The organism is Marinobacter sp. LQ44 (assembly GCF_001447155.2).
Taxonomy (GTDB): Bacteria; Pseudomonadota; Gammaproteobacteria; order Pseudomonadales; family Oleiphilaceae; genus Marinobacter.
In genome coordinates this window covers 744,592-766,395 of the sequence record NZ_CP014754.1, presented here as the reverse complement: position 1 = coordinate 766,395, position 21,804 = coordinate 744,592, and the positions used below count along the sequence as shown (strand labels likewise).

The window sequence follows — 21,804 nt, the reverse complement described above, 5'->3', positions numbered from 1 at the left end:
CCACACGAATTACTTGGTTGGCTAATAAAGAGAGCAAAAGGGTCTTTCAGGCCCGACTTGGCTTGTTCTAAGACAAGCAAAACCGGGTCTGTAGCTCAGGTGGTTAGAGCGCACCCCTGATAAGGGTGAGGTCGGTGGTTCAAGTCCACCCAGACCCACCAGAATTTCGCTGCTCGTCGTTGTCGAAGCACTTGCATAGCAGGCTATGCGGCGCACTTCGACGCCTAGATCAGCAAAATTCTTGTAGATAGCTTCTTGGGGCTATAGCTCAGCTGGGAGAGCGCCTGCCTTGCACGCAGGAGGTCGGCAGTTCGATCCTGCCTAGCTCCACCAAACTTTACTGACGAAAGTCAGTGTACAGAAACGAATGTTTCATATCGATGAAGCCTTCCTTTCTGATCACTGGGTCAGATTTGCTCTTTAACAAATTGGACGAGATAGAACACGAATAGATTTCTCTCATTATCTCCGAGAGAAACTGTTCAAAGTGATAGCGATTTCAAGCGTTATCCGGTGTTGTCGTTGAAGTGGTTGTTCTATTGCTTCAAGTGGCTGTCTCGAAACAGGGTTCTTTATCAGGCTTGCCTGGTGAAGGATGTTGAATCGTGATCAGTTGTCTTGGGGTTATATAGTCAAGCAACTAAGCGCATACGGTGGATGCCTTGGCAGTCAGAGGCGATGAAAGACGTGGAAGCCTGCGATAAGGTTCGGGGAGCTGGCAAACGAGCTGTGATCCGGACATCTCTGAATGGGGAAACCCACCTAGTTTCGGCTAGGTATCTTACACTGAATCCATAGGTGTAAGAGGCGAACCGGGGGAACTGAAACATCTAAGTACCCCGAGGAAAAGAAATCAACCGAGATTCCCTAAGTAGCGGCGAGCGAACGGGGACCAGCCCTTAAGCTGGACAACTGGTAGGAGAAGGCTCTGGAAAGTGCCGCCATAGTGGGTGATAGCCCCGTATCCGAAACCTGAGTCCAGTGAAATCGAGTAGGTCGGCGCACGAGAAACGTTGACTGAACATGGGGGGACCATCCTCCAAGGCTAAATACTCCTGACTGACCGATAGTGAACCAGTACCGTGAGGGAAAGGCGAAAAGAACCCCTGTGAGGGGAGTGAAATAGACCCTGAAACCGTATGCGTACAAGCAGTCGGAGCAGACTTGTTCTGTGACGGCGTACCTTTTGTATAATGGGTCAGCGACTTATGTTCAGTGGCGAGGTTAACCGTTTAGGGGAGCCGTAGGGAAACCGAGTCTGAATAGGGCGAATTAGTCGCTGGGCATAGACCCGAAACCGGGCGATCTATCCATGAGCAGGTTGAAGGTGCCGTAACAGGCACTGGAGGACCGAACCCACTGTCGTTGAAAAGCCAGGGGATGACTTGTGGATCGGAGTGAAAGGCTAATCAAGCCCGGAGATAGCTGGTTCTCCCCGAAAGCTATTTAGGTAGCGCCTCGGACGAATACCACAGGGGGTAGAGCACTGTTTCGGCTAGGGGGTCATCTCGACTTACCAACCCGATGCAAACTCCGAATACCTGTGAGTACTATCCGGGAGACACACGGCGGGTGCTAACGTCCGTCGTGAAGAGGGAAACAACCCAGACCGCCAGCTAAGGTCCCAAAGTACCAGTTAAGTGGGAAACGATGTGGGAAGGCTCAGACAGCTAGGAGGTTGGCTTAGAAGCAGCCATCCTTTAAAGAAAGCGTAATAGCTCACTAGTCGAGTCGGCCTGCGCGGAAGATGTAACGGGGCTCAAACTGGTCACCGAAGCTGCGGCTGCATACATTGTATGCGGGGTAGGGGAGCGTTCTGTAAGCCTGCGAAGGTGTGTTGAGAAGCATGCTGGAGGTATCAGAAGTGCGAATGCTGACATGAGTAACGACAATGCGGGTGAAAAACCCGCACGCCGGAAGACCAAGGGTTCCTGCGCAACGCTAATCGGCGCAGGGTGAGTCGGCCCCTAAGGCGAGACCGAAAGGTGTAGTCGATGGGAAACGGGTTAATATTCCCGTACCTTGGATAGCTGCGATGGAGAGACGGAGAAGGCTAGGTGAGCCGGGCGACGGTTGTCCCGGTTTAAGCGAGTAGGGAGTGGACTTAGGCAAATCCGGGTCCACAATCCTGAGACGCGACGACGAGTGCCCACGGGCGCGAAGTCATTGATGCCCTGCTTCCAGGAAAATCTTCTAAGCTTCAGGCTATTCGAGACCGTACCCCAAACCGACACAGGTGGTCAGGTAGAGAATACCAAGGCGCTTGAGAGAACTCGGGTAAAGGAACTAGGCAAAATGGTGCCGTAACTTCGGGAGAAGGCACGCCGGTGTGTACGTGAAGCCCCTGCGGGTGGAGCGGAAGCCGGTCGAAGATACCAGGCCCCTGCGACTGTTTATTAAAAACACAGCACTCTGCAAACACGTAAGTGGACGTATAGGGTGTGACGCCTGCCCGGTGCCGGAAGGTTAATTGATGGGGTTAGCACTCGTGCGAAGCTCTTGATCGAAGCCCCGGTAAACGGCGGCCGTAACTATAACGGTCCTAAGGTAGCGAAATTCCTTGTCGGGTAAGTTCCGACCTGCACGAATGGCGTAACGATGGGGGCGCTGTCTCTACCCGAGACTCAGTGAAATTGAAATCGCCGTGAAGATGCGGTGTATCCGCGGCTAGACGGAAAGACCCCGTGAACCTTTACTATAGCTTCACAGTGAACTTTGAGCATGCTTGTGTAGGATAGCTGGGAGGCTTTGAACCCGGGACGCCAGTTCCGGTGGAGCCAACCTTGAAATACCAGCCTGGCATGTTTGAGGTTCTAACTCTGGCCCCTTATCGGGGTTGAGGACACTGTGTGGTGGGTAGTTTGACTGGGGCGGTCTCCTCCCAAAGCGTAACGGAGGAGCACAAAGGTGGGCTAAGCACGGTCGGACATCGTGCGGTTAGTGTAATGGCACAAGCCCGCTTGACTGCGAGACAGACACGTCGAGCAGGTACGAAAGTAGGTCATAGTGATCCGGTGGTTCTGTATGGAAGGGCCATCGCTCAACGGATAAAAGGTACTCCGGGGATAACAGGCTGATACCGCCCAAGAGTTCACATCGACGGCGGTGTTTGGCACCTCGATGTCGGCTCATCACATCCTGGGGCTGAAGCCGGTCCCAAGGGTATGGCTGTTCGCCATTTAAAGTGGTACGCGAGCTGGGTTTAGAACGTCGTGAGACAGTTCGGTCCCTATCTGCCGTGGACGTTGGAGATTTGAGGAAAGCTGCTCCTAGTACGAGAGGACCGGAGTGGACGAACCTCTGGTGTTCGGGTTGTGTCGCCAGACGCATTGCCCGGTAGCTATGTTCGGACAGGATAACCGCTGAAAGCATCTAAGCGGGAAGCCCCTTCCAAGATGAGATCTCCCTGAGGCCTTGAGCCTCCTGAAGAGCCGTTCAAGACCAGGACGTTGATAGGCTGGGTGTGTAAGCGCTGTGAGGCGTTGAGCTAACCAGTACTAATTGCTCGTGCGGCTTGACTATATAACACCCAAGACAATTGCGGATAACGCAGAGCAACGCGAAAGCCACGCTCAAACGAAATCAACATCACGTTCCATCTCGTCCTTCCCAGTGATCATCCGTTTTGCCTGACGACCATAGCGGTCTGGAACCACCTGATCCCATCCCGAACTCAGAAGTGAAACAGACCAGCGCCGATGGTAGTGTGGTTCGCCCATGTGAGAGTAGGTCATCGTCAGGCTCTTAATACCAAAAGCCCCAGCATCCTTGATGCTGGGGCTTTTTTATTTTGGGCCCGTTATCGGCTGATCAATTCGATCACCCCACCTACAATGCTGTGCATCAACTCAAATTGTTCATTGGTACGCTGAATGTGATTGCCCAGGATGTTGGCCTGCCAGCTGCTAACCCATACCAGCGCTACGACCAGTAACACTGCTGCAACCATCAGCCATCGGATGCTTCGGCTTTGACGGTTGATACGATCGGTGTGTTGGCGCTCGGCGTTTTCGCTGGCTTGCCTGAGCTCCCTTAATTCTTCCTCAAGCTCTTCATAGGCTACTTCCAGGGTCGACATCCGACCGGTGAGTTTACGGGTAGCCTGCTCGGTATTCTCCTGTGCTGTTCTGCCAGTTTCCTCCACAGCAATTCTGAAAGCTTCGCTGTACTCGGGTTCCGGGCTGTTTACCAGTAAGGTATCCAGAGTTTTCTGCAGCTGCTCTCGATCAATCTGCTTACGAATAACTCCGGCAGCGCCAAGGGTCTTTGCTTCATCAATGTAGCGCTCGGCGTTCTGTGAGGTGTACATGAAAACAGGTATGTCGCGTGTGTGAGGCTGGCTTTTGAGTTGTTCCAGAGCCTGGAATCCGTTCATGCCCGGTAAAAGGTGATCCAGAAAGATAACGTCATAGGACTCGTGCTGGAGTAGCGAGAATGCTTCCTCTGCAGTTGAGACTCCTTTGCTACTGATGCCTGATCGTTCGAGGAGTCGGGCCAGGATGATCCTGGCAGTTGACGAATCTTCGATAATCAGTGCGTGCGCCCGTGCCATTGTATGTGTGCTCCCTGTCCTTGCTCCGCCATCACGATTCTGTAGCTGCATTGGTAATGCAGGATTGCTTGTCGCACTATAAGCGGAGTTCAAAAAATAAACAGGGGCGAGGGAGCCAGAGAGTCTGTTTTGCGACGCTCATTTGATTTTTGAGGAGGGCACGATCAGGGCAGCCAGATTTCAAACACCCCGCCGCCATATTTTCCACCATTGTGCAGCTTTATCGAGCCGGTGCGGTCTCCTTCCGTATGCAGCTTGGCCACGGAAGACGCGAAGAAAAGACCGAGGCTTGTACTACCACTATTGAAGTCGAGGGATTTGAAGCTGAGCGTTCCGGTATGTTGCATGCTTTCCGGATAGCCTGTGCCGTCATCTTCCACACCAAGCACAAGGTAGCCATCCTGTTCCCGGGCGGTCAGGCGAATCCTGGTTTTGGTATAACGGATAGCGTTATTGATGGTGTTGTTAAGCACCCCGGTAAGCAGATCGTCGTCGAAGAAACCATTAATGTCATCGGCTTCGATGGCGTAATCGATGCCCAGGCCATCAAGCAGGGGAACGTGTCTAGCCATATGTTCGGAGAGAAAATCCGGTACGAAGTGTTCGTCGATATGGGCTGACAGATTGTTCTCACCCAGCCGATAGATACCCAGCAGCTGCACAAGGTCATTGTGCATGCGTTCGGCCTCGTACTGCAGCATATTGAACTTGCTGGAGCCGGACAGTGACTCTTCATGTTCGGTGCGGAGTTCATCAAGGGTGTTCAGCAGCATGCCCAGGGAGTTTTTCATGTCATGCACGGCTGACGCCAGTACCATTGAAAAGTCGATATTGTGGTCAGTCATGCAGTCAGTCCTTTCAGTTTTCTGGCCAGTGCACTGTAACGGCGGTGCTGTCTGTGTTGTTCAGGCAGACCTTCGAGCCGCCTGAGGCATTCCTGACAGCGAGTGAGCAGGCTATGATCGTCAGGAGCCTGATCATACTTTCGCAGTAACACCTGGATCAGGTTAAGATTCAGGGCGGCATGATCCGGTACGATCGCCAGGGCTCGGTTGAAAGCCTCCACTGCACCGTCCAGATCGCCGGATTCGAATGCTTTGATACCGTCCCGGTTGTAACCACGGGCTTCTATTTTCTGGCGGAAGCCAACGGGTTCATCGAGGAGGTTTTCAATTTTCTGTAGAGTTTCTGGGTTGTCACCGTAACGGGCCGCCAGATCCGACAGCAGCGACTTAGCCTCTTCATCACGCCCCAACCTGAACAGGGTCTTGGCATAATCGAGGCCTAGATCTGCCGGGATGTCTTCCAGCTCTTCCAATTCTGCCCGTAAGTCGCCCAGCAGCTTTTCTGCGGCGTTCTGGTTGCCCTGTCCGGCGTGAACCCGGCATTGCACGATACGACTTTTCAGGGCAATGCTGTCGTCGTCGGAGAAACGCTTTTCCATCTTAGACAGCACGTTCAGCGCCTCTGCCGCATGTTCCGCACCTTCGGCGTCCGGATGCCCTTCGCTGAGATCGGAGAGGCTCTGGGCCAGCGACAGGTAATGCTCGGAGTTATCGTGAATCGAATAGGTTCCCAGCGTCACAGTCTGCCGCCAGGCCTGTGAGGCGGTGTCTATGTCCTGGTTGGTTGTGGCTAGTTGCGCCAGGTGTTTCTGGCGGAGCAGGGCGTTTGGTGAATGTTCTGCGGCTTTTTCCAGGATCTGCTGGGCTTGTGTTGCTTTGCCTTGTTTTTCCAGCCCTTCAGCCAACAGGTCGTAGGCTTCCATGTAATCCGGGTGTTTGGCGATCAGTGCTTTCAAGCCTTCCACAGAGTCGTCAAAGTTTCTGTTACCCAACAATACCTTGCAACGGCCCAGTCGAGCCCAGGAAAGCTCCCGCTGCGCAAGTACTTCGTCGTACACTTTCAGGGCATGTGACAGATCGCCGACGATGGAATACAGTTCGCCCAGGGTTTTCATCAGCCAGGTTTTGTACCTTGGCTGTTTGGGCAGAAGCTGCAGGCATTGCGAAATGGCCTCAGGGTAGTTCTCCCGATCCATTTCACGGGTAATCGGTAGCAAGGCGTTGCGTTGCTGAACCAGAGCGCCAAGGCGCTTCTCCAGCATGGCGCGGTTCAGCGGCTTGGTCAGGTACGCATCAGGCTGGTATTCACGGGCGCCCATGACCATCTCTTTGGACGTTTCGGCGGTCACCATCAAGAACAGGGAGGAGCGGCTAAGAAGCTTCTTGTGTCTGAGCTCTTCAAGAATATGCTGGCCGTTTTTGCCTTCCCCCAGGTTGTAGTCGCACAGGACAACATCCACGTGGTTGTAGGTGCAGTACTGGATGGCCGGGGTGGCGTGGGCCACCAACTCGATTTTGTCTGCGCCGCAGCTTCTGAGCATCTGGCGCATCGATAGACGGAAATTCTCGAAATCATCAACCACCAGGAACGTGAGTTTTCCAAAGGGGTTGATCGTGTCTTTCTTGTCGGTCTGATTCATGCGCGCTTCTGTTTCAGTAGTTTGTTGACAAGCGCTCTCAGTGCCGCCGGTTTAACCGGCTTGTAGAGAACCTGATAGCCGCGGTTTCCAGCGTCTTCGCGCACCTCCGGCGCCATATAACCGGTAATCAGGATGCCCGGTATGCCATGGCCAAGTTTGTCTCTGATGCTGTCCATGGCATCCAGCCCATTGCGGTTATCATCAAGCTGATAATCGGCAAGTATAATATCCGGTAAGCGGTCTGCCAGTTTTTCCAGGGCGTCTTCGAGGCTTTCGGCTGCTGTCACATCACACTTCCAATTACCCAGTAACGCGACCATACCCTGAAGTATGGCTGGATCGTTATCGATACACAGAACATGCAAGCCACCCAGACTGGATACCCGCCTGGTGCTGGAGGCGGGTTTATTGGACTCTGCGCGGCTCAGGTCTGGCGGCGCAAGTGGTACGGTGATACCGAAGACGCTCCCTTTACCCTGCACCGAGTGTACGGTGACCGGGTGGTTCAGCATGCCGCTGATGCGGTCGACAATGGCCAGGCCCAGGCCCAGGCCCTTCTTGTCGCGGCCGTGCTGGAAACGCCGGAACTCTTCGAAGACATGGGTGAGCTGGTCTTCGGACATTCCGGGGCCGGTGTCCCAGACCTCAATTCGCAGGTAGCCTTTGAGCCGACGGCAGCCCATCAATATCTTGCCACTGGCCGTGTAGCGAATGGCGTTGGACAGGAAGTTCTGGACTACCCGGCGTAGCAACTTGACGTCTGATCGTACCCAGGCGCTGCTGGGAACAACATGCAGGTCCAATTCCTGGTCTTTGGCGATAGCAGAGAACTCCGTTGCCAGGTGGCGGAGCAGTTCGTTGACCGGGAAAACGCCGATATCTGGCTCCAGTGCCCCGGCGTCCAGCTTGGAGATATCGAGCAAGGTGCTGATGATCTCTTCAGCCGCGCCAAGTGAGCTGTCGATGTGCTCAACCAGTTCACGGGTATCACCCTCAATAACCTTGCCTGACAGGGCGGAGGTGAACAGTCGTGCCGCATTCAATGGTTGAAGAAGGTCATGGCTGGCCGACGCAAGAAAGCGGGTTTTGCTCTGGTTGGCCTGTTCCGCGACCGATTTTGCTTTCAGCATCTGCTCGTTGATGACCTGCAGTTCCTGAGTACGCTCCCGCACTCGTTGCTCCAGGTAGATATTGGTTTCCTTCAAGGCCTGCTCGGTACGACGCATGGCTGTAATGTCCTGGAATGTGGTGACATAGCCACCCCCGGGGATGGGGCTGCCATCCACTCGGACCACGGTGCCATCCGGGCGCTGGCGTTCGTAGGACATGGGTTTACCCTCGCGCATGCTGTTGCAGCGGTTGTCGATGATGTCATCGATCCTCCGGGCTGACAGATTGGCATTGGTCAGGTTGTAGCGCATCAGGTCTTCCACCGGCCGGCCAACCCGGACAAATCCTTTGGGGTAATTAAACAGCTCCAGGTAGCGATGATTCCACACCACCAACTGCTGTTGATGGTTGACCACCGATACACCCAGACTGATGTTCTCGATGGCGGATTGCAGCAGTTCGCGGCTGAAGGTCATGGCCTGGGACGCTTCATCAACGATGCTGACGACATCTTCGATCTGCATATCCCTACCGGTCAGGGTGGACTCCAGGACCACACGGGCGGTGGATGCACCAATAACCGAGGCCAGTTGGCGCTCGATGTATTTCATCAGGTGGGTAGAGGCTGGCCGGTGCGGGTACAGTCTGATGGCGTTGCGACGCTCGTAATTGCGAAAGACACTCTCGGAACGCTCTTCACCCATGAATCGATCGGTCAGGGCCTGGAGATCGGAGGTCAGGACCTCACCCTGCCAGCTCTGATGTTGTGCGCTTTCCGGTTTTGGCTGGGCTTCATGGAAGAAGGCGGCAATCTGGATTCGTTCGCGGATGCGCTGCCGGGTTAACAGTGACAACAGAATATAGGTGCCGGTGTTTATGCCAAGGCTCCAGATGATGCCGTGACTGATCTGGTCCAGCTCAGAACCGAAGAGGGCCGTCGGGCGGGTCCAGTTGAGGCCAAACAGCCCCTGTTCGATCAGCGTGTCAGCAATCCAGCCGGTGGACACCAGGGCTGGCAGCAGCAGGGTATAACACCACATCAGGAAGCCAAGACCGAGACCCCAGGCTGCCCCGGTAAAGTTGCCGCGCCGCCAGATGATGCCGCCCACAAGGGCCGGCCCAAATTGGGCAGCGGCGGCAAACGAGAGCAGGCCGAAAGCGGTGAGGCTGTAATCGGCGCCCGCCATCCGGTAAAAACCATAGGCGGTAAACAGCACGACAAAGATGGCCACCCGGCGAATGGTGAGCAGAAGGAAACTCAAGTCGGTCCTGCGGTTCATGCCGGGCCGGAAAAAACGCAACAGCCCGGGCATGATGATTTCGTTGCTGACCATGGTGGCAATGGCCACAGAACAGACAATGACCATGGCGGCTGCGGCTGAGCCGCCGCCGAGGAAGGCGAGCACGGCCAGCCATTGCTCACCCGCAACGATGGGCAGTTGCAGGATGATGATGTCGGGATCACCGCCGGCGAGGTCTGAGTTCAATAGTCCGGCAGCTGCAATGGGCAGCACAAAGGCGCTGGCAATGACCAGGTAGATCGGCATGGCCCAACGCGCTGTTTCAAAATCACGGTGATCGGCATTTTCCACGACCATGACGTGAAATTGTCGGGGCAGGCACACGATCGCCAGCATGGCGACCAGTGTTTGAGTGAGAAAGGCTGGTGTCTCAAGGGAGTTGGTGGTCAGGGTGCCGACCAGGTCGGCCTGTTTTACCTGGCTGAAAAGGTCGCCAAAACCATTATAAAGGCCGTAGCCCACAAACAGACCAACGGCGATGAAGGCCACCAGTTTGATCAGTGATTCAAAGGCGACCGCCTGGATCATGCCTCGATGATGCTCGGTTGATTCAAGGTGTCGGGTGCCGAATAACACGGTAAAGACCGCCAGCGCCAGGGTGATGTACCAGGCGGAATCGTTCCAGGCAGCGGTGCTCAGTTCCTGATAGCCGGTACCCCCTTCTGTCAGTACGTTAAAGCCCAGCGCAATAGCTTTGAGTTGCAGAGCGATGTAGGGAACGCTGCCAATCAGGGCAAAAATAGCCACCATGGCCGCCAGCACCTGGGACTTGCCGTAACGGGAAGCAATAAAATCGGCGATGGAGGTGCTGTTGTTGCGTTTGCTGATGTAAATAATACGCCGCAGCAGCGGTGCAAAGAACAGGAAGACCAGCAGCGGCCCCAGGTAGATGGGGAGAAAGGCAAAGCCTTCCTGGGTGGCGCGCCCAACGGCACCGTAGAATGTCCAGGAGGTAAAGTAGACGGCCAGTGATAGAGCGTAGATCTGGGTTCGCGCCAGCCTGCGTCGATACAATCCCGGGTGTCGGTCGCCAGCCCAGGCAATGACAAACAACAGGGAAATGTAGCTAATGGATATAACTATCAGCAGCCAGGCGCTAATCATGCTTTGTTGTTATCCGGTTATCCGATGTCAGTTACCGCACACGGTTCTGTATAGAGGATCGTTGGCGGTCAGCAACTTCATATTGTCTACCCGTGGAACCCCATCTGAACCCAACGGAACCAGCTCCCGGCTCTGGCAATGGATCAGGTGAGCCCGGTGTGACACTGCGTCTGTCACGGTTTGCTCAAAACGGTAGAGGGTGAAGCGAACAATATCGCCGTCGCTGGTATCCCGACGGAAATCACTGGTGTCGACGGTGGAGAAGGCGGTGACGTAGGGGAATATGAAGGTCCAGGGGCGGAAAAAGATCTTCTCCTGCTCAGTCGCCACGACAACCGCCTCTTCAGGGAGCAGTGATCGCTTGTGGTCATACCAAGTGTATTCGCCATAAACAAGGTAGCCGAGCATGCCGGCGCCTGCAAACACTGGAATGATCCATCGCGGTGCACGCTTTGCGGTGGCGGCGCGAATGCCCATGGCGATGCCTGCGGCCCCGAGACCGCAAACAATGGTGGCAACAAAAGTCCAGAACATAGGATTGGATTCCTTAACTCAAAAAAGAACGGGCTCCCTCAGTGAGGAAGCCCGTTCGGTCTCAACCCGTCATTAGTTTCAATGAATCAGGTTGTCTTTCAGCTTAGTGGTCTTGAGCGCTACCGGCACCGCGTGGGTAACGGACGCTCTCGACCAGCTCCTGGATTTCAACAGGCGGCTCGGCGGTCACTTTCGATACCCCGAAGGCTACCGCAAAGTTGACCAGAGCACCAACCGCACCGATGGACAGCGGGGAAATACCCAGTACCCAGAACTCGGCGGTATCCGGCAGGTTGTTGGTTCCCGGAATGAAGAACCAGCCCTTGTAGATGAAGATGTAGACCAGGGTGAAGATCAGACCGGCCAACATACCCAGGGTTGCGCCCACGTTGTTCACGCGCTTGGAGAAAATGCCCATCATCAGCGCCGGGAACAGGGAGGCGGCAGCGATACCGAAGGCCAGAGCGACCACCTGTGCCGCGAACCCGGGCGGATTGGCACCGAGCCATGTCGCCACCACGATGGCAACGGCCATGGAGATCCGTGCCGCCAACAGTTCGCCTTTATCGGTGATGTTGGGGTTGATTCGGCCTTTGATCAGGTCGTGACTCACCGCCGAGGAAATGGCCAGCAACAGACCTGCCGCAGTGGACAAAGCCGCAGCCAGACCACCGGCAGCAATCAGACCAATAACCCAGCCGGGCAGGTTGGCAATTTCCGGGTTGGCCAGTACCAGGATGTCGTTGTTAACGGACAGCTCGTTGCCTTCCCAGCCGCGCTCAGCGGCGGTGGCTGCGAAATCGGCATTGCCGTCGTTATACACCTGGATGCGACCATCGTTGTTCTTGTCTTCGAACTTGATCAGGCCGGTTTCTTCCCAGGTGGCAATCCAGGCAGGGCGCGCATCGTACTCGATGGGCTCGGCTGCAGTGCCCTCCGGATAGATGGTGGTCATCAGGTTCAGACGCGCCATGGAAGCAACAGCCGGAGCGGTCAGGTACAGCAGGGCAATAAAGACCAGTGCCCAGCCGCCGGACCAGCGAGCGTCAGCTACCTTGGGAACGGTGAAGAAGCGGATGATGACGTGGGGCAGGCCCGCCGTACCGATCATCAGCGACAGGGTAAACAGAACCATGTTCAGTTTATTGTCGATGTCCGCGGTGTATTCCCGGAAGCCAAGGTCGGTGACCACCAAGTTCAGCTTTTCAAGCAGCGGCAGACCGGATTCGGTATGGGTTGAGAACATACCGAACATCGGGATCGGGTTGCCGGTCAGTTGCAGGGAGATGAACACTGCCGGAATGGTGTAGGCAATGATCAGTACGCAGTACTGGGCAACCTGGGTGTAGGTGATGCCTTTCATGCCACCCAGTACGGCGTAGATAAAGACCACAACCGCTGCGATCATCAGGCCGTTGGTAGCGTCTACTTCCAGGAAGCGGGAGAAGGCAACGCCGGCACCGGCCATCTGGCCGATAACGTAGGTGACGGAGGCAACGATCAGACAGATAACGGCGACCAAGCGTGCGTTGGCGCTGTAGTAACGGTCGCCAATGAACTCGGGAACCGTGAACTTGCCGAACTTACGCAGGTAAGGAGCCAGCAGCATGGCCAGCAGGACGTAGCCGCCGGTCCAGCCCATCAGGAATGTCGAGTTTGCATAGCCACCGGCGGCGATGAGGCCCGCCATGGAAATGAAGGACGCTGCAGACATCCAGTCGGCGCCGATCGCCATACCGTTGGTGACCGGGTGAACGCCGCCGCCGGCAACGTAGAAATCGCTGGTGCTGCCGGCTTTCGCCCACACAGCAATCAGGATATACAGGAGGAAGGAACCCCCGACGAAAAGCAGGTTGATTGCAAATTGGCTCATGGTGTCTTACTCCTCATGTACGCCGAATTGCTCGTCGATCTTGTTCATGCGCCAGGCATAGAAGAAGATCAGGGCAATGAAGGTAAGAATGGAGCCTTGCTGAGCGAACCAGAAACCGAGATCGGTGCCGCCGACCGGAATTCCCGCCAGCATGGGACGTAGCAGAATGGCGAAGCCATAGGATACCAGGGCCCAGATAATCAGGCTCCCAAATATCAGGCGCAGGTTCGCCTTCCAGTAGTTTTCAGCGTCGTAGCTATGACCTGACATACACATCACTCCTGTATTGTTGTTGTGGAGGTTGGGTGGATTACTTGTGGGGTGTTGCGGATAGAGAATTTATTATTCATGTAGTACTTCTCCGACTTGTTGTCTTCTCCGACTTTACTGGTCAATGGAATTATGGATATTGGCAAATGGTCTAACTCTCAGTAACTTGCCTTGTAATTGGTCAAGGACATCAGGCGCCAAAGCGGGTTGTCAGAATCGGTGCATGTTCTGTAAACGGCGCTGATAATGCAGCTTTTCAGCCAGTTCTTTCAGGTTCTTGACGCCATTTTTTTGCGCCCGGTTGAGGGCCATGAGCGTCAGTTCTGCGGTCACCAGGGCATCGGCGGCAGCGTGATGTCGTTCACTGACTTCGAGTTTGAAAAAGTCGGCCCAGTGGTCGAGGCTGCGCCCCTTGGTTTCCGCTTTCGGGAATATCGCCGGTAGCAGTTCGGCAACATCCATCCAGACGTGCGGGACGGTGTAGCCAAGCTGGGCTTTCAGGGTTTTTTCGAGGAATTTCTGGTCGAACGCGGAGTGGTAAGCAAGGATTGGGTCGCCGTTCATCCACTCCAGGAGATAGAGCAGGGCATCTTCGGTTTCGTGGCCCTGGGTCAGGGCCTCAGGCCCGATACCGTGGATCAGCACGGTTTCACGGATATCGAGCTCCGGCCGTCGCAGGATCAGATCAAACTGATCATTCAGGTGAATGACTCCGCCTTCAATAGCCACAGCGCCGATGGCGATGACTTCATCTTTCGAAGCATTCAGTCCGGTGGTCTCAAGGTCCAGCACAATCAGACGGCAACGGGACAGCGGCTGGTCACTCACCGTTTTCGGGCTGGGCAGATTGTCCGGGTCGTGGTGACCGGTAACGCCGCCTCTACGCTGGGCCAGCCATTGCTTGATGTAGTCGAGCATGGTGTTTCCGGTACCTAGAGTTGGTAAGTGACTTCCAGTTTCTGCTGCAGCCTTTGCGCCTGACGGAAAGACTCCCGCAAGATACGGCGGTCGAGTGGGTTCAGGTCGTCCGGATCAATGTAGTTGGTCAGTTCGTCGCCCCTGTCCAGCATCTCCTGGTGGGCGCGCATACGGATGGCCTGGATCAGGCTATACGCCTCTTTCCAGGCGTTTGCATCCTTGGCATCAAACACCCCCTTGCGGGACAGGGCGTCCATTCGCTCCAGCGTATTGGCCGCTTCCACCCCATGAGCCAGGGCGAACACCCGAACCGATTCAACAAAAGGCGCCAGGCCTTGCCGTTTCAGGTCGAGGGAATGCTTTTTCTCGTCTTTCAGATATCGAAAATTTCTGAACATGGTGAGCGGTGGTTTACGTTGCAGCGCATTGCCCGCCAGCATCTTCTGGAACAGGGCATTCTTGCGAATCCTGTCCAGAACTTTCTCCAGCAATCGGTGCAACGGTTCCGTTGGCCCGAATACCGAGCGCATGTCGAGGAAGATGGACGAGTACACCAGATTCTGGGGTGTGGAGGCATCGATGAATCGAACGAACCAGTCATCCCATTCCCGATCACTCAGACACAGTTTCGGATTGCTTGCCATGATGTTGCCTTTACACAGGGTGAAGCCACACTCCGCCAATTCGTCGTTCACCTTGCGCGCGAACGGCAGCAATTTTTCCCGGACCTGGTCCTCGGTCATGCCCTCGGGCGTCTCGAACAGAATGCCGTTGTCCTGGTCGGTCAGCAGGGTTTGCTCCTGCCGGCCTTCGCTGCCAAAGGTCAGCCAGGTGAAAGGGATACCCGGATCGTTTTTCTTCAGGTTCAATTCCAGTACCCGCCGGACGGTTACATCGTTGAGCGTGGTAATGATCTTGACCACCTGCCCGGAGTCCGCGCCGTGGGCCAGCATGGAATCCACCAGGCGGGAAACGTCGGTGCGCAGGCTGACCAGGGTACGGAGGTGGGTGGCAGTGCCGATAGTCCGGGCCAGGTTGACCAGGTCCACGCGCTGGAGGGAGAACAGGTCCCGCTCGGAGACCACCCCGATCAGATGGTTTTCCTCATCGATCACACACAGGTGTGCAAAGTGGTGCTCGGCCATCAACATGGCTGCTTCAAAAGCATCGGCCGTTGCGGGTAAACAGCAGGGATCTGCCGTCATGACCTGCCGGATAGGGGTGTCCAGAGGGCCTCGTTCCTCGGCAATCATGGTGCGTAAATCGCGCAAGGTGAATATGCCCTTGGGGTGGCGGTTGTCATCCGTAATGATGATACTGCCGACATTGTTCTCGTGCATGCGGGCCACTGCCTTGCGCACTGGCAGGTCGGGCGAGCAAACGATGGGGTTGCGCAGAGCGTAACGCTCAAGCGGGGTATCCAGGCTATTGCTGGACCCAATGGAGGCCATCGCCTTGGACTGGATGCGCTGGTTGACCTGATCCAGCAGGCTGCTGACGCCGCGCAGGCAGAAATCCCGGAAGGGTTCGCTTTCGGAGAACAGAGTGATGAAGGCTTTTTGTTCAATGCTCAGGCAGAAGGTGTCTCCGGAGGCCCGGTGTAGGGTACGGGTAGGGCGCTCGCCAATCAGTGCCGCGAGCGGAAAGCATTCGCCCTGGCTGATTTCGAAGGTGGTTTCTGCCCGATCTTCTTTTTCGTTGTGGCGTTCGCCCCGGATGCGGCCCTGTTTCACGATGTAAAAGCGCTTTACCACGCCGTCATCCGGCGACAGCACCACGTCTTCATCGGCGTAGAATCTCAGGGTGGCATGTTCAGCGAAATGGGCCAGGTGGGTGTCATCCATGCTGGAGAAAGGTGCATGTTCCCGCAGAAATGTCATGATGGCCCGTGTGTTCTGGGGGCGCGATGTGTCCTGGTTCGCTGCTGCCATGTCGCAATCCGTCTTGGGTCGGAGTTGGTCGGCCTTCGCCGCTGTTCCGTAATTATTGTTATCCGCTTGCAGTGTAGTTCAGCGGAGCCATGTTATGCCCTACGATTTTGGTCGAAACGTGTCTGAGGGCTTTTCTTTATGGTAGCCCGGCACGGTGGTAGAGTTCTGACATTCGTCAATCCAGAAACAGATAGCTCATGACCAGTAAAGATGAACGCCTGGCGTTTCTTGAAGAGATGAAGGATGTCCGGCGAATCCGCAAGCCCAACAGGGCTGAAGTGTCGGCCCCCAGGGAGCTGACGCCCGGACATCTGGAGCGGCAGAAAGCGGCGGTTGAAAAGCCGGTTCGAGACCTGAACCCGCTGACCTCGGACATGGTTGAGCCGCTAACCGCCCATGACGTGCTGAGCTGGATGCGCCCTGGCATTCAGCATGGTGTGTTCCGCAAGCTCCGGCTTGGCCAATACCCTATCGAGGCCAGGCTGGATTTACATCGGATGACCGTTGAAGAAGCCCGCCGGGAGGTTTTTGCGTTTATCAACGATTGCGTGCGCTACGGCTTGCGTTCAGTCATCATTCTGCATGGCAAGGGTGAGCGCAACCCCGATGGCATTGCCCAGTTGAAAAGCTACCTGGCGAAGTGGCTGCCGGAACTGGACAGTGTACTGGCCTTTCACTCGGCCCAGAAACACCATGGTGGAACCGGTGCGGTCTATGTCATGGTTCGCAAGAGCGACAGGGACAAACAGAATAACAGGGAATTGCATGGCAGCCGGTGATCAAGGGATCACCGTACTGTATTCAAACAGCTGATGAGGTTATTGATGATGAAAAAGGCTTCTCTGGTGGTGATTGTTCTGGCCGGCCTGTTCACTCTGGCGGGTTGCAAAGACCGGGTAATCTGGGACGACAACGGCAAGGTGGAGAGCGCTACCAAAGATCGTGAAGTCTGGGATTCCAATGGCAAAATGAATACTGGCGACCGCAAGATCTGGGTAGACCAGGATGGCAAAGAAGTCATCAAGTAACTGAATTCGTCTTCGAGCAAATAACAAAAGGAACGGCCCATGGCATTCAGCCTGACGATCAATGGCCAAAGGCACACCGTTGATGTTGATTCCGATACACCTCTATTGTGGGTAATTCGAGATGAAGTCGGACTAAAGGGGACCAAGTTTGGTTGTGGCGCGGGCTTGTGCGGCGCCTGCACGGTTCATGTCAATGGTCAGCCTGCGCGCTCCTGTTCAACGCCGGTGGCGTCGGTAGACGGCGCGACAGTGACCACCATCGAAGGGCTGTCCGACGATGGCCAGTTGCACCCGTTGCAGCAGGCCTGGATTGATCAGGGCGTTCCCCAGTGTGGTTACTGCCAGTCGGGCCAGATTATGACCGCAGCGCACCTGCTGAACAACAATCCGGCGCCATCCCGTCAGGACATTGTGACCGCCATGACCGGAAACCTGTGCCGGTGCGGTACCTATTCCCGCATTGTCGCCGCCGTCGAGGCGGTTGCAGGTTCGGTTGGCCATTACCAGCCTGCCGGGGAGGACGCCTGATATGACCATGAATCGTCGCGATTTTCTGAAAGTCAGCACAGGTGCATCAGGTAGCCTGATCTTGGCGGTGTCTATCCCGGGGTGTGCCTCTGTCCAGACCGGCTACCAGCCAGAGACTGGTGAGTGGAAGCCGGATATCTGGCTGGAACTGACCCGTGATGAGGACATCATCTTCACCCTGGCTCGGGTTGAAATGGGGCAGGGCACCTACACCGGTTTGACCACGCTGGTGGCTGAAGAGCTCGACGTGGAGCCCGGCAGGATTAAAGTCAGATTTGCGCCGGTGGCGCCGGAATACCGAAACCCCCTGTTCGGCTTGCAACTGACCGGTGCCAGCACCAGCCTGGCCACGAACTGGGAGCCACTGAGGGTAGCGGGTGCGCAAGCGCGGCAGATGTTGATGATGGCCGCCGCCCGCGTTTGGGAAGTAGACGCGGACCAGTGCACTACCGAGGATGGCCGGGTAGTGCATCCTAACGGACTGGATTCGTTACGTTACGGCCAACTGGTTGAATTGGCAGACCGGGAGGTTATTCGGGGCAAGGTGCCCCTCAAGCCCCGTTCTGAGTGGAAGTACATCGGCCGTAAGGGCGGCAAGCTGGATGCCCGTGCCAAGGCGACGGGTACTGCCGTCTACGGTATGGATGTTGAGCTTCCGGGCATGGTCTATGCGGTGATGACCCGCAGCCCCCGCTATGGCGGTAAGGCCAGCAGCTTCAACCGGGATGACGTTATCGGTATGCCAGGTGTGACCGATGCATTTATCACGGAACGCGGCGTTGTCCTGGTTGCCCAGCGCTATTGGCAGGGAAGAAAGGCCCAGCAGAAATTGCGGGTAGAGTGGGACTTCTCCGGTGCGTTGGACACCAATACAGAAGCTGTTTTTGACAGTTACCGGCAGGCTGCCAGTAAAGACCCCGGGGTCAAAGAGCGCAGTGAGGGAAATGTAGAAAAGGCAGCCGAGCGTGCAAAACAGGTGGTAGAGGCCGAGTACGAGCAGCCCTACCTGGCTCATGCCACCATGGAGCCGATGAATGCCACGGCCTGGTACCGCGATGGTGGAATGGATGTCTGGGCACCCACCCAGGCGCCAGACCTGGGTCGCATTGCGGCGGCCCGTCATACCGATCTGTCACCGGGCAAGATCACTATTCACACCACATTCCTTGGCGGCGGGTTCGGCCGTCGCCTCACCCAGGACTATATCGAAGAAGCTGCCGCTGTGGCCTATCAACTGAAGGTTCCGGTCAAGTTGATCTGGTCCCGGGAAGAAGATACCCGCCACGGTTTCCTGCGCCCCGCCATGCTGCACCGGATGAAAGGCAGCCTGAACGACGGTGAGTTGACCGGCTGGCACCATCAGATCGTCGGCCCGCAGGTTCTGGACTGGTACGTGCGCAATGCCGCACCCGCACAGTATCCCTGGGCGCCCAAGTTCCTCTACGACACCCTGGGGCGGGTAGGGCTGATGGCCGAGGGCATTGCCACACCGAAAGATATTTCGGCCATTGAAGGGGCCATTGAATACCCATACCAGGTGCAGAACGTCACCGTTCGTCATACCCACACCGATCCCGGTGTGCCCATTACCTGGTGGCGTTCGGTGGGTTATTCCCACAACGGGTTTGCAGTGGAAACCTTCATGGATGAGCTGGCCCATGAATCCGGTGAAGATCCGTTGCAGTTCCGCCTGAAAATGCTGGATGCCGAGCCGCGCCATCGCGAGGTGCTAGAGCGCGCAGCCCGGCTGGCGGATTGGGGCCAGCCAGCGCCGGAAGGTCGGGCCCGGGGGCTCGCCTTGTTCAAGAGCTTTGGTACCTATGTGGCCCAAGTGGTTGAAGCCGGAATCGAGAACGGTGAAATACGGGTGTACAAGGTGATCTGCAGCGTGGATTGCGGCCAGGTGGTTAATCCCAGGATTGTTGAAGACCAGATCGAGGGTGGCATCCTGTTTGGCCTGACCGCCGCGCTCTACGGCGAGATCAACTTCGACAACGGCGAGATCCGGCAGAGCAATTTCCACGACTACCGCCTGATGCAGATGCACCAGGCGCCCGACGTGGTGGTGGACATTGTTGACAGTGAAGCAGACCCGACCGGTGTCGGTGAGCCAGGCGTGCCCCCGGTGATTCCCGCCCTGGGTAATGCCCTGTTTGCCCTGACCGGAAAGCGCCAGCGCCGCCTGCCGTTGATGGCCTGAACCAAATCGGTTTTCCGGGAGCGGTGGCCGTCCTATAATGGCGCTCATCGCTTGCCCGGCAGGGCACGTTTCAACCGGGAGATTGCGAGTGTTTGATGTAACCCGATACGCCACAGCGGCCCAGTCCATTGTGGATGCAGGTCAGTTCCTCTACAGCCGTGGCTGGTCGCCGGCCACCAGCAGTAATTATTCTGCGCGGATCGACACGGATCATGTGGCCATCACCGTGTCTGGCCGCCACAAGGGGCAGCTGACTACCGCAGATGTGATGGTGGTTGATCTTGACGGGCGGGCGGTTCAAAGCCAGTGTAAGTCCTCCGCAGAAACCCTTTTGCATACCGTGCTCTATCAGGTTTTCCCGGAGGTTGGTGCGGTTTTACACACTCATTCCGTAAAAGCCACAGTATTGAGTCGGCTGATTGCAGCGGGTCAGGCGCTGGAGCTGGAAGGCTACGAATTGCAGAAGGCGTTTTCCGGCGTTGAGACCCATGAGGGTGCGCTGAGCGTTCCGGTTTTCGACAACACTCAGGATATTCCGGCGTTGGCCGAGGACACCCGGGCCTGGTTTCTGGCCCATCCTGAGCAACCGGGTTACCTGATTCGCGGGCACGGTCTGTATACCTGGGGTAAGACTATGGCGGATTGCCTGCGCCATGTTGAAGCCTTTGAATTTCTCTTTGAATGTGAACTTGAAACCATGAGGGTCCGCCCATGACTACCCTGAGCATATTCCACCAAGGCCAGCCGGACGAGGCCCACACCGTGATGACCGACCCGGGGGCTATCGGTGAAGCGTTGGCCCGCCACGGTGTTCGTTTCGAGCAGTGGCCAACCCGGGACCTGCCGTCAGATGCCAGCCAGGAGCAGATTCTGGAGGCCTACAGTGAGGAGGTTGAGCACCTGAAGCAGGAATGCGGGTTCCAGACCGCCGATGTGGTCAGCCTGAACCCGGACAACCCGCAAAAGGAAGCCTTCCGCCAGAAGTTTCTGGACGAGCATACCCACAGCGAGGATGAAGTGCGGTTTTTCGTGCGGGGCCAGGGCCTGTTCTATCTGCACTTTGGCGACCAGGTGTATGCCTTGCTGTGCCAGCAGAACGATTTGATCAGTGTGCCAGATGGCACACGCCACTGGTTTGATATGGGGCCAGAGCCGCAATTTACCTGTATTCGGTTGTTCACCAACCCGGAAGGCTGGGTGGCGAGCTTTACCGGTGAGGATATCGCCAGTCGACTGCCCCGCTATGAAGGGCTCGCGGGAGTGGCGGGATGATTCGGGTAGTTCTGACCGATATCGAGGGCACGACCAGCTCGATCTCGTTCGTGCACGATGTGCTGTTTCCCTACGCCAGCAAACACTTGCCGGACTTCATCCGTGCCAACCATCACACCACGCCGGCTGTGGCTGAACAGCTGGCCCTGGTTGCTGAAAAAAGTGGTGTCGACAGCAAAGATGTGGAAGGCCTGATTGAGGTCCTACAGACCTGGATATCCGAGGACCGCAAAGAGGGTCCGCTGAAGGCATTGCAGGGCATGGTGTGGGAGCAGGGCTATCACAGTGGTGAGTTGAAAGGTGATCTCTACCCGGATGCAGCGGATTATCTTCAGCGTTGGCATGATCGGGGGCTGAGGCTGTTCGTATATTCCTCTGGTTCCGTGAAGGCACAGAAACTGATTTTCGGATTCAGTAACGAAGGCGACTTTACGCCGTTTTTCTCCGGATACTTCGATACCGGTGTGGGCGGTAAAAAAGAGGCGCAGTCTTACCGCAATATTCTTGCCGAGCTGGGGGTAGAGCCGGCGACCGTTCTGTTCCTGTCGGACGTGGAAGACGAGCTTGCGGCGGCTGAGGAAGCTGGGCTTAAAACCGTCTGGCTGGTGCGTGATGGGGAGCTTCCTGACACTGGTCGGCCTGTTGCCCGTGATTTTGCGGAGGTAGACGCGCTACTGCGTAAACGTTAGGAGGTGGTC

16 protein-coding genes, 2 tRNA genes and 2 rRNA genes are annotated in these 21,804 nt (G+C 56.2%); 11 read left to right on the top strand and 9 right to left on the bottom strand.

What is annotated here, in order from left to right:
• The first annotated feature begins 84 nt into the window (after positions 1-84).
• The 4 genes from ASQ50_RS03635 (at position 85) to rrf (ending at position 3,742) form a co-directional block, all read left to right on the top strand.
• Positions 85-161: transfer RNA gene (locus tag ASQ50_RS03635), tRNA-Ile, on the top strand.
• Between the two features lie 96 nt (positions 162-257).
• Positions 258-333: transfer RNA gene (locus ASQ50_RS03630), tRNA-Ala, on the top strand.
• A 297-nt stretch (positions 334-630) separates the two neighbouring features.
• Positions 631-3,522 (top strand): 23S ribosomal RNA (locus ASQ50_RS03625).
• Between the two features lie 106 nt (positions 3,523-3,628).
• Positions 3,629-3,742 (top strand): 5S ribosomal RNA (gene rrf / locus ASQ50_RS03620).
• A gap of 57 nt (positions 3,743-3,799) precedes the next feature.
• Here rrf and ASQ50_RS03615 read toward each other — a convergent pair.
• From ASQ50_RS03615 to ASQ50_RS03575, 9 genes are all read right to left on the bottom strand, one after another.
• The gene (locus tag ASQ50_RS03615) at positions 3,800-4,552 is read right to left on the bottom strand and encodes a response regulator (protein ID WP_058090366.1); all 753 of its coding nucleotides are present in this window, start codon (positions 4,550-4,552) and stop codon (positions 3,800-3,802) included.
• Positions 4,553-4,716: 164 nt separating this feature from the next.
• Positions 4,717-5,397 (bottom strand): sensor histidine kinase, encoded by a 681-nt coding sequence (locus tag ASQ50_RS03610; RefSeq protein WP_058090365.1) that lies wholly within the window; start codon positions 5,395-5,397, stop codon positions 4,717-4,719.
• On the bottom strand, positions 5,394-7,037 hold the full coding sequence (locus ASQ50_RS03605; protein WP_058090364.1) for a response regulator: 1,644 nt from the start codon (positions 7,035-7,037) through the stop codon (positions 5,394-5,396). Before ASQ50_RS03605 ends, ASQ50_RS03610 begins: the two co-directional genes overlap by 4 nt.
• Positions 7,034-10,552, bottom strand: coding sequence for a PAS domain-containing hybrid sensor histidine kinase/response regulator (locus tag ASQ50_RS03600; protein ID WP_058090363.1), 3,519 nt, complete (start codon positions 10,550-10,552; stop codon positions 7,034-7,036). The genes ASQ50_RS03605 and ASQ50_RS03600 overlap by 4 nt, the downstream gene beginning before the upstream one ends.
• A gap of 27 nt (positions 10,553-10,579) precedes the next feature.
• Positions 10,580-11,086 (bottom strand): hypothetical protein, encoded by a 507-nt coding sequence (locus tag ASQ50_RS03595; protein ID WP_058090362.1) that lies wholly within the window; start codon positions 11,084-11,086, stop codon positions 10,580-10,582.
• Between the two features lie 103 nt (positions 11,087-11,189).
• Positions 11,190-12,959 (bottom strand): sodium:solute symporter family protein, encoded by a 1,770-nt coding sequence (locus ASQ50_RS03590; protein WP_058090361.1) that lies wholly within the window; start codon positions 12,957-12,959, stop codon positions 11,190-11,192.
• Positions 12,960-12,965: 6 nt separating this feature from the next.
• Positions 12,966-13,229: a DUF4212 domain-containing protein gene (locus ASQ50_RS03585; protein WP_058090360.1), complete on the bottom strand. Its 264-nt coding sequence runs from the start codon at positions 13,227-13,229 to the stop codon at positions 12,966-12,968.
• A gap of 210 nt (positions 13,230-13,439) precedes the next feature.
• Positions 13,440-14,147 carry a PolC-type DNA polymerase III gene (locus ASQ50_RS03580; protein ID WP_058090359.1) on the bottom strand — a complete coding sequence of 236 codons (708 nt, stop codon included), beginning with the start codon at positions 14,145-14,147 and terminating at the stop codon, positions 13,440-13,442.
• 14 nt (positions 14,148-14,161) lie between these two features.
• Positions 14,162-16,078 (bottom strand): putative nucleotidyltransferase substrate binding domain-containing protein, encoded by a 1,917-nt coding sequence (locus ASQ50_RS03575; RefSeq protein WP_058090358.1) that lies wholly within the window; start codon positions 16,076-16,078, stop codon positions 14,162-14,164.
• A 197-nt stretch (positions 16,079-16,275) separates the two neighbouring features.
• On the opposite strand from ASQ50_RS03575, the gene smrA reads away from it, so the two are divergent.
• From smrA to mtnC, 7 genes are all read left to right on the top strand, one after another.
• The gene (gene smrA, locus ASQ50_RS03570; RefSeq protein ID WP_058090357.1) at positions 16,276-16,857 is read left to right on the top strand and encodes a DNA endonuclease SmrA; all 582 of its coding nucleotides are present in this window, start codon (positions 16,276-16,278) and stop codon (positions 16,855-16,857) included.
• Between the two features lie 45 nt (positions 16,858-16,902).
• Positions 16,903-17,106 carry a hypothetical protein gene (locus ASQ50_RS03565; RefSeq protein ID WP_227513257.1) on the top strand — a complete coding sequence of 68 codons (204 nt, stop codon included), beginning with the start codon at positions 16,903-16,905 and terminating at the stop codon, positions 17,104-17,106.
• Positions 17,107-17,145: 39 nt separating this feature from the next.
• Positions 17,146-17,634, top strand: a complete 489-nt coding sequence (locus tag ASQ50_RS03560) for a (2Fe-2S)-binding protein (protein WP_058090356.1) — start codon at positions 17,146-17,148, stop codon at positions 17,632-17,634.
• Position 17,635: 1 nt separating this feature from the next.
• A complete protein-coding gene (locus ASQ50_RS03555) occupies positions 17,636-19,834 on the top strand; it encodes a xanthine dehydrogenase family protein molybdopterin-binding subunit (protein ID WP_058090355.1) in 2,199 nt (732 codons plus the stop codon).
• 88 nt (positions 19,835-19,922) lie between these two features.
• Positions 19,923-20,549 carry a methylthioribulose 1-phosphate dehydratase gene (locus tag ASQ50_RS03550; protein ID WP_058090354.1) on the top strand — a complete coding sequence of 209 codons (627 nt, stop codon included), beginning with the start codon at positions 19,923-19,925 and terminating at the stop codon, positions 20,547-20,549.
• Entirely contained in the window at positions 20,546-21,106 is a 561-nt protein-coding gene (locus tag ASQ50_RS03545) for a 1,2-dihydroxy-3-keto-5-methylthiopentene dioxygenase (protein ID WP_058090353.1), read from the top strand. Before ASQ50_RS03550 ends, ASQ50_RS03545 begins: the two co-directional genes overlap by 4 nt.
• A complete protein-coding gene (mtnC, locus tag ASQ50_RS03540; protein WP_058090352.1) occupies positions 21,103-21,795 on the top strand; it encodes an acireductone synthase in 693 nt (230 codons plus the stop codon). Before ASQ50_RS03545 ends, mtnC begins: the two co-directional genes overlap by 4 nt.
• Positions 21,796-21,804 lie beyond the last annotated feature (9 nt).

Bases quoted from the DNA above. Each gene is read 5' to 3' on its own strand.
- ASQ50_RS03585 (WP_058090360.1), bottom strand. From the start codon at position 13,229: ATGTCAGGTCATAGCTACGACGCTGAAAACTACTGGAAGGCGAACCTG.
- ASQ50_RS03545 (WP_058090353.1), top strand. From the start codon at position 20,546: ATGACTACCCTGAGCATATTCCACCAAGGCCAGCCGGACGAGGCCCAC.
- ASQ50_RS03615 (WP_058090366.1), bottom strand. From the start codon at position 4,552: ATGGCACGGGCGCACGCACTGATTATCGAAGATTCGTCAACTGCCAGG.
- ASQ50_RS03600 (WP_058090363.1), bottom strand. From the start codon at position 10,552: ATGATTAGCGCCTGGCTGCTGATAGTTATATCCATTAGCTACATTTCC.
- ASQ50_RS03590 (WP_058090361.1), bottom strand. From the start codon at position 12,959: ATGAGCCAATTTGCAATCAACCTGCTTTTCGTCGGGGGTTCCTTCCTC.
- ASQ50_RS03575 (WP_058090358.1), bottom strand. From the start codon at position 16,078: ATGGCAGCAGCGAACCAGGACACATCGCGCCCCCAGAACACACGGGCC.
- ASQ50_RS03605 (WP_058090364.1), bottom strand. From the start codon at position 7,037: ATGAATCAGACCGACAAGAAAGACACGATCAACCCCTTTGGAAAACTC.
- ASQ50_RS03560 (WP_058090356.1), top strand. From the start codon at position 17,146: ATGGCATTCAGCCTGACGATCAATGGCCAAAGGCACACCGTTGATGTT.
- ASQ50_RS03580 (WP_058090359.1), bottom strand. From the start codon at position 14,147: ATGCTCGACTACATCAAGCAATGGCTGGCCCAGCGTAGAGGCGGCGTT.
- ASQ50_RS03610 (WP_058090365.1), bottom strand. From the start codon at position 5,397: ATGACTGACCACAATATCGACTTTTCAATGGTACTGGCGTCAGCCGTG.
- ASQ50_RS03555 (WP_058090355.1), top strand. From the start codon at position 17,636: ATGACCATGAATCGTCGCGATTTTCTGAAAGTCAGCACAGGTGCATCA.
- ASQ50_RS03595 (WP_058090362.1), bottom strand. From the start codon at position 11,086: ATGTTCTGGACTTTTGTTGCCACCATTGTTTGCGGTCTCGGGGCCGCA.
- ASQ50_RS03565 (WP_227513257.1), top strand. From the start codon at position 16,903: ATGATGAAAAAGGCTTCTCTGGTGGTGATTGTTCTGGCCGGCCTGTTC.
- mtnC (WP_058090352.1), top strand. From the start codon at position 21,103: ATGATTCGGGTAGTTCTGACCGATATCGAGGGCACGACCAGCTCGATC.
- smrA (WP_058090357.1), top strand. From the start codon at position 16,276: ATGACCAGTAAAGATGAACGCCTGGCGTTTCTTGAAGAGATGAAGGAT.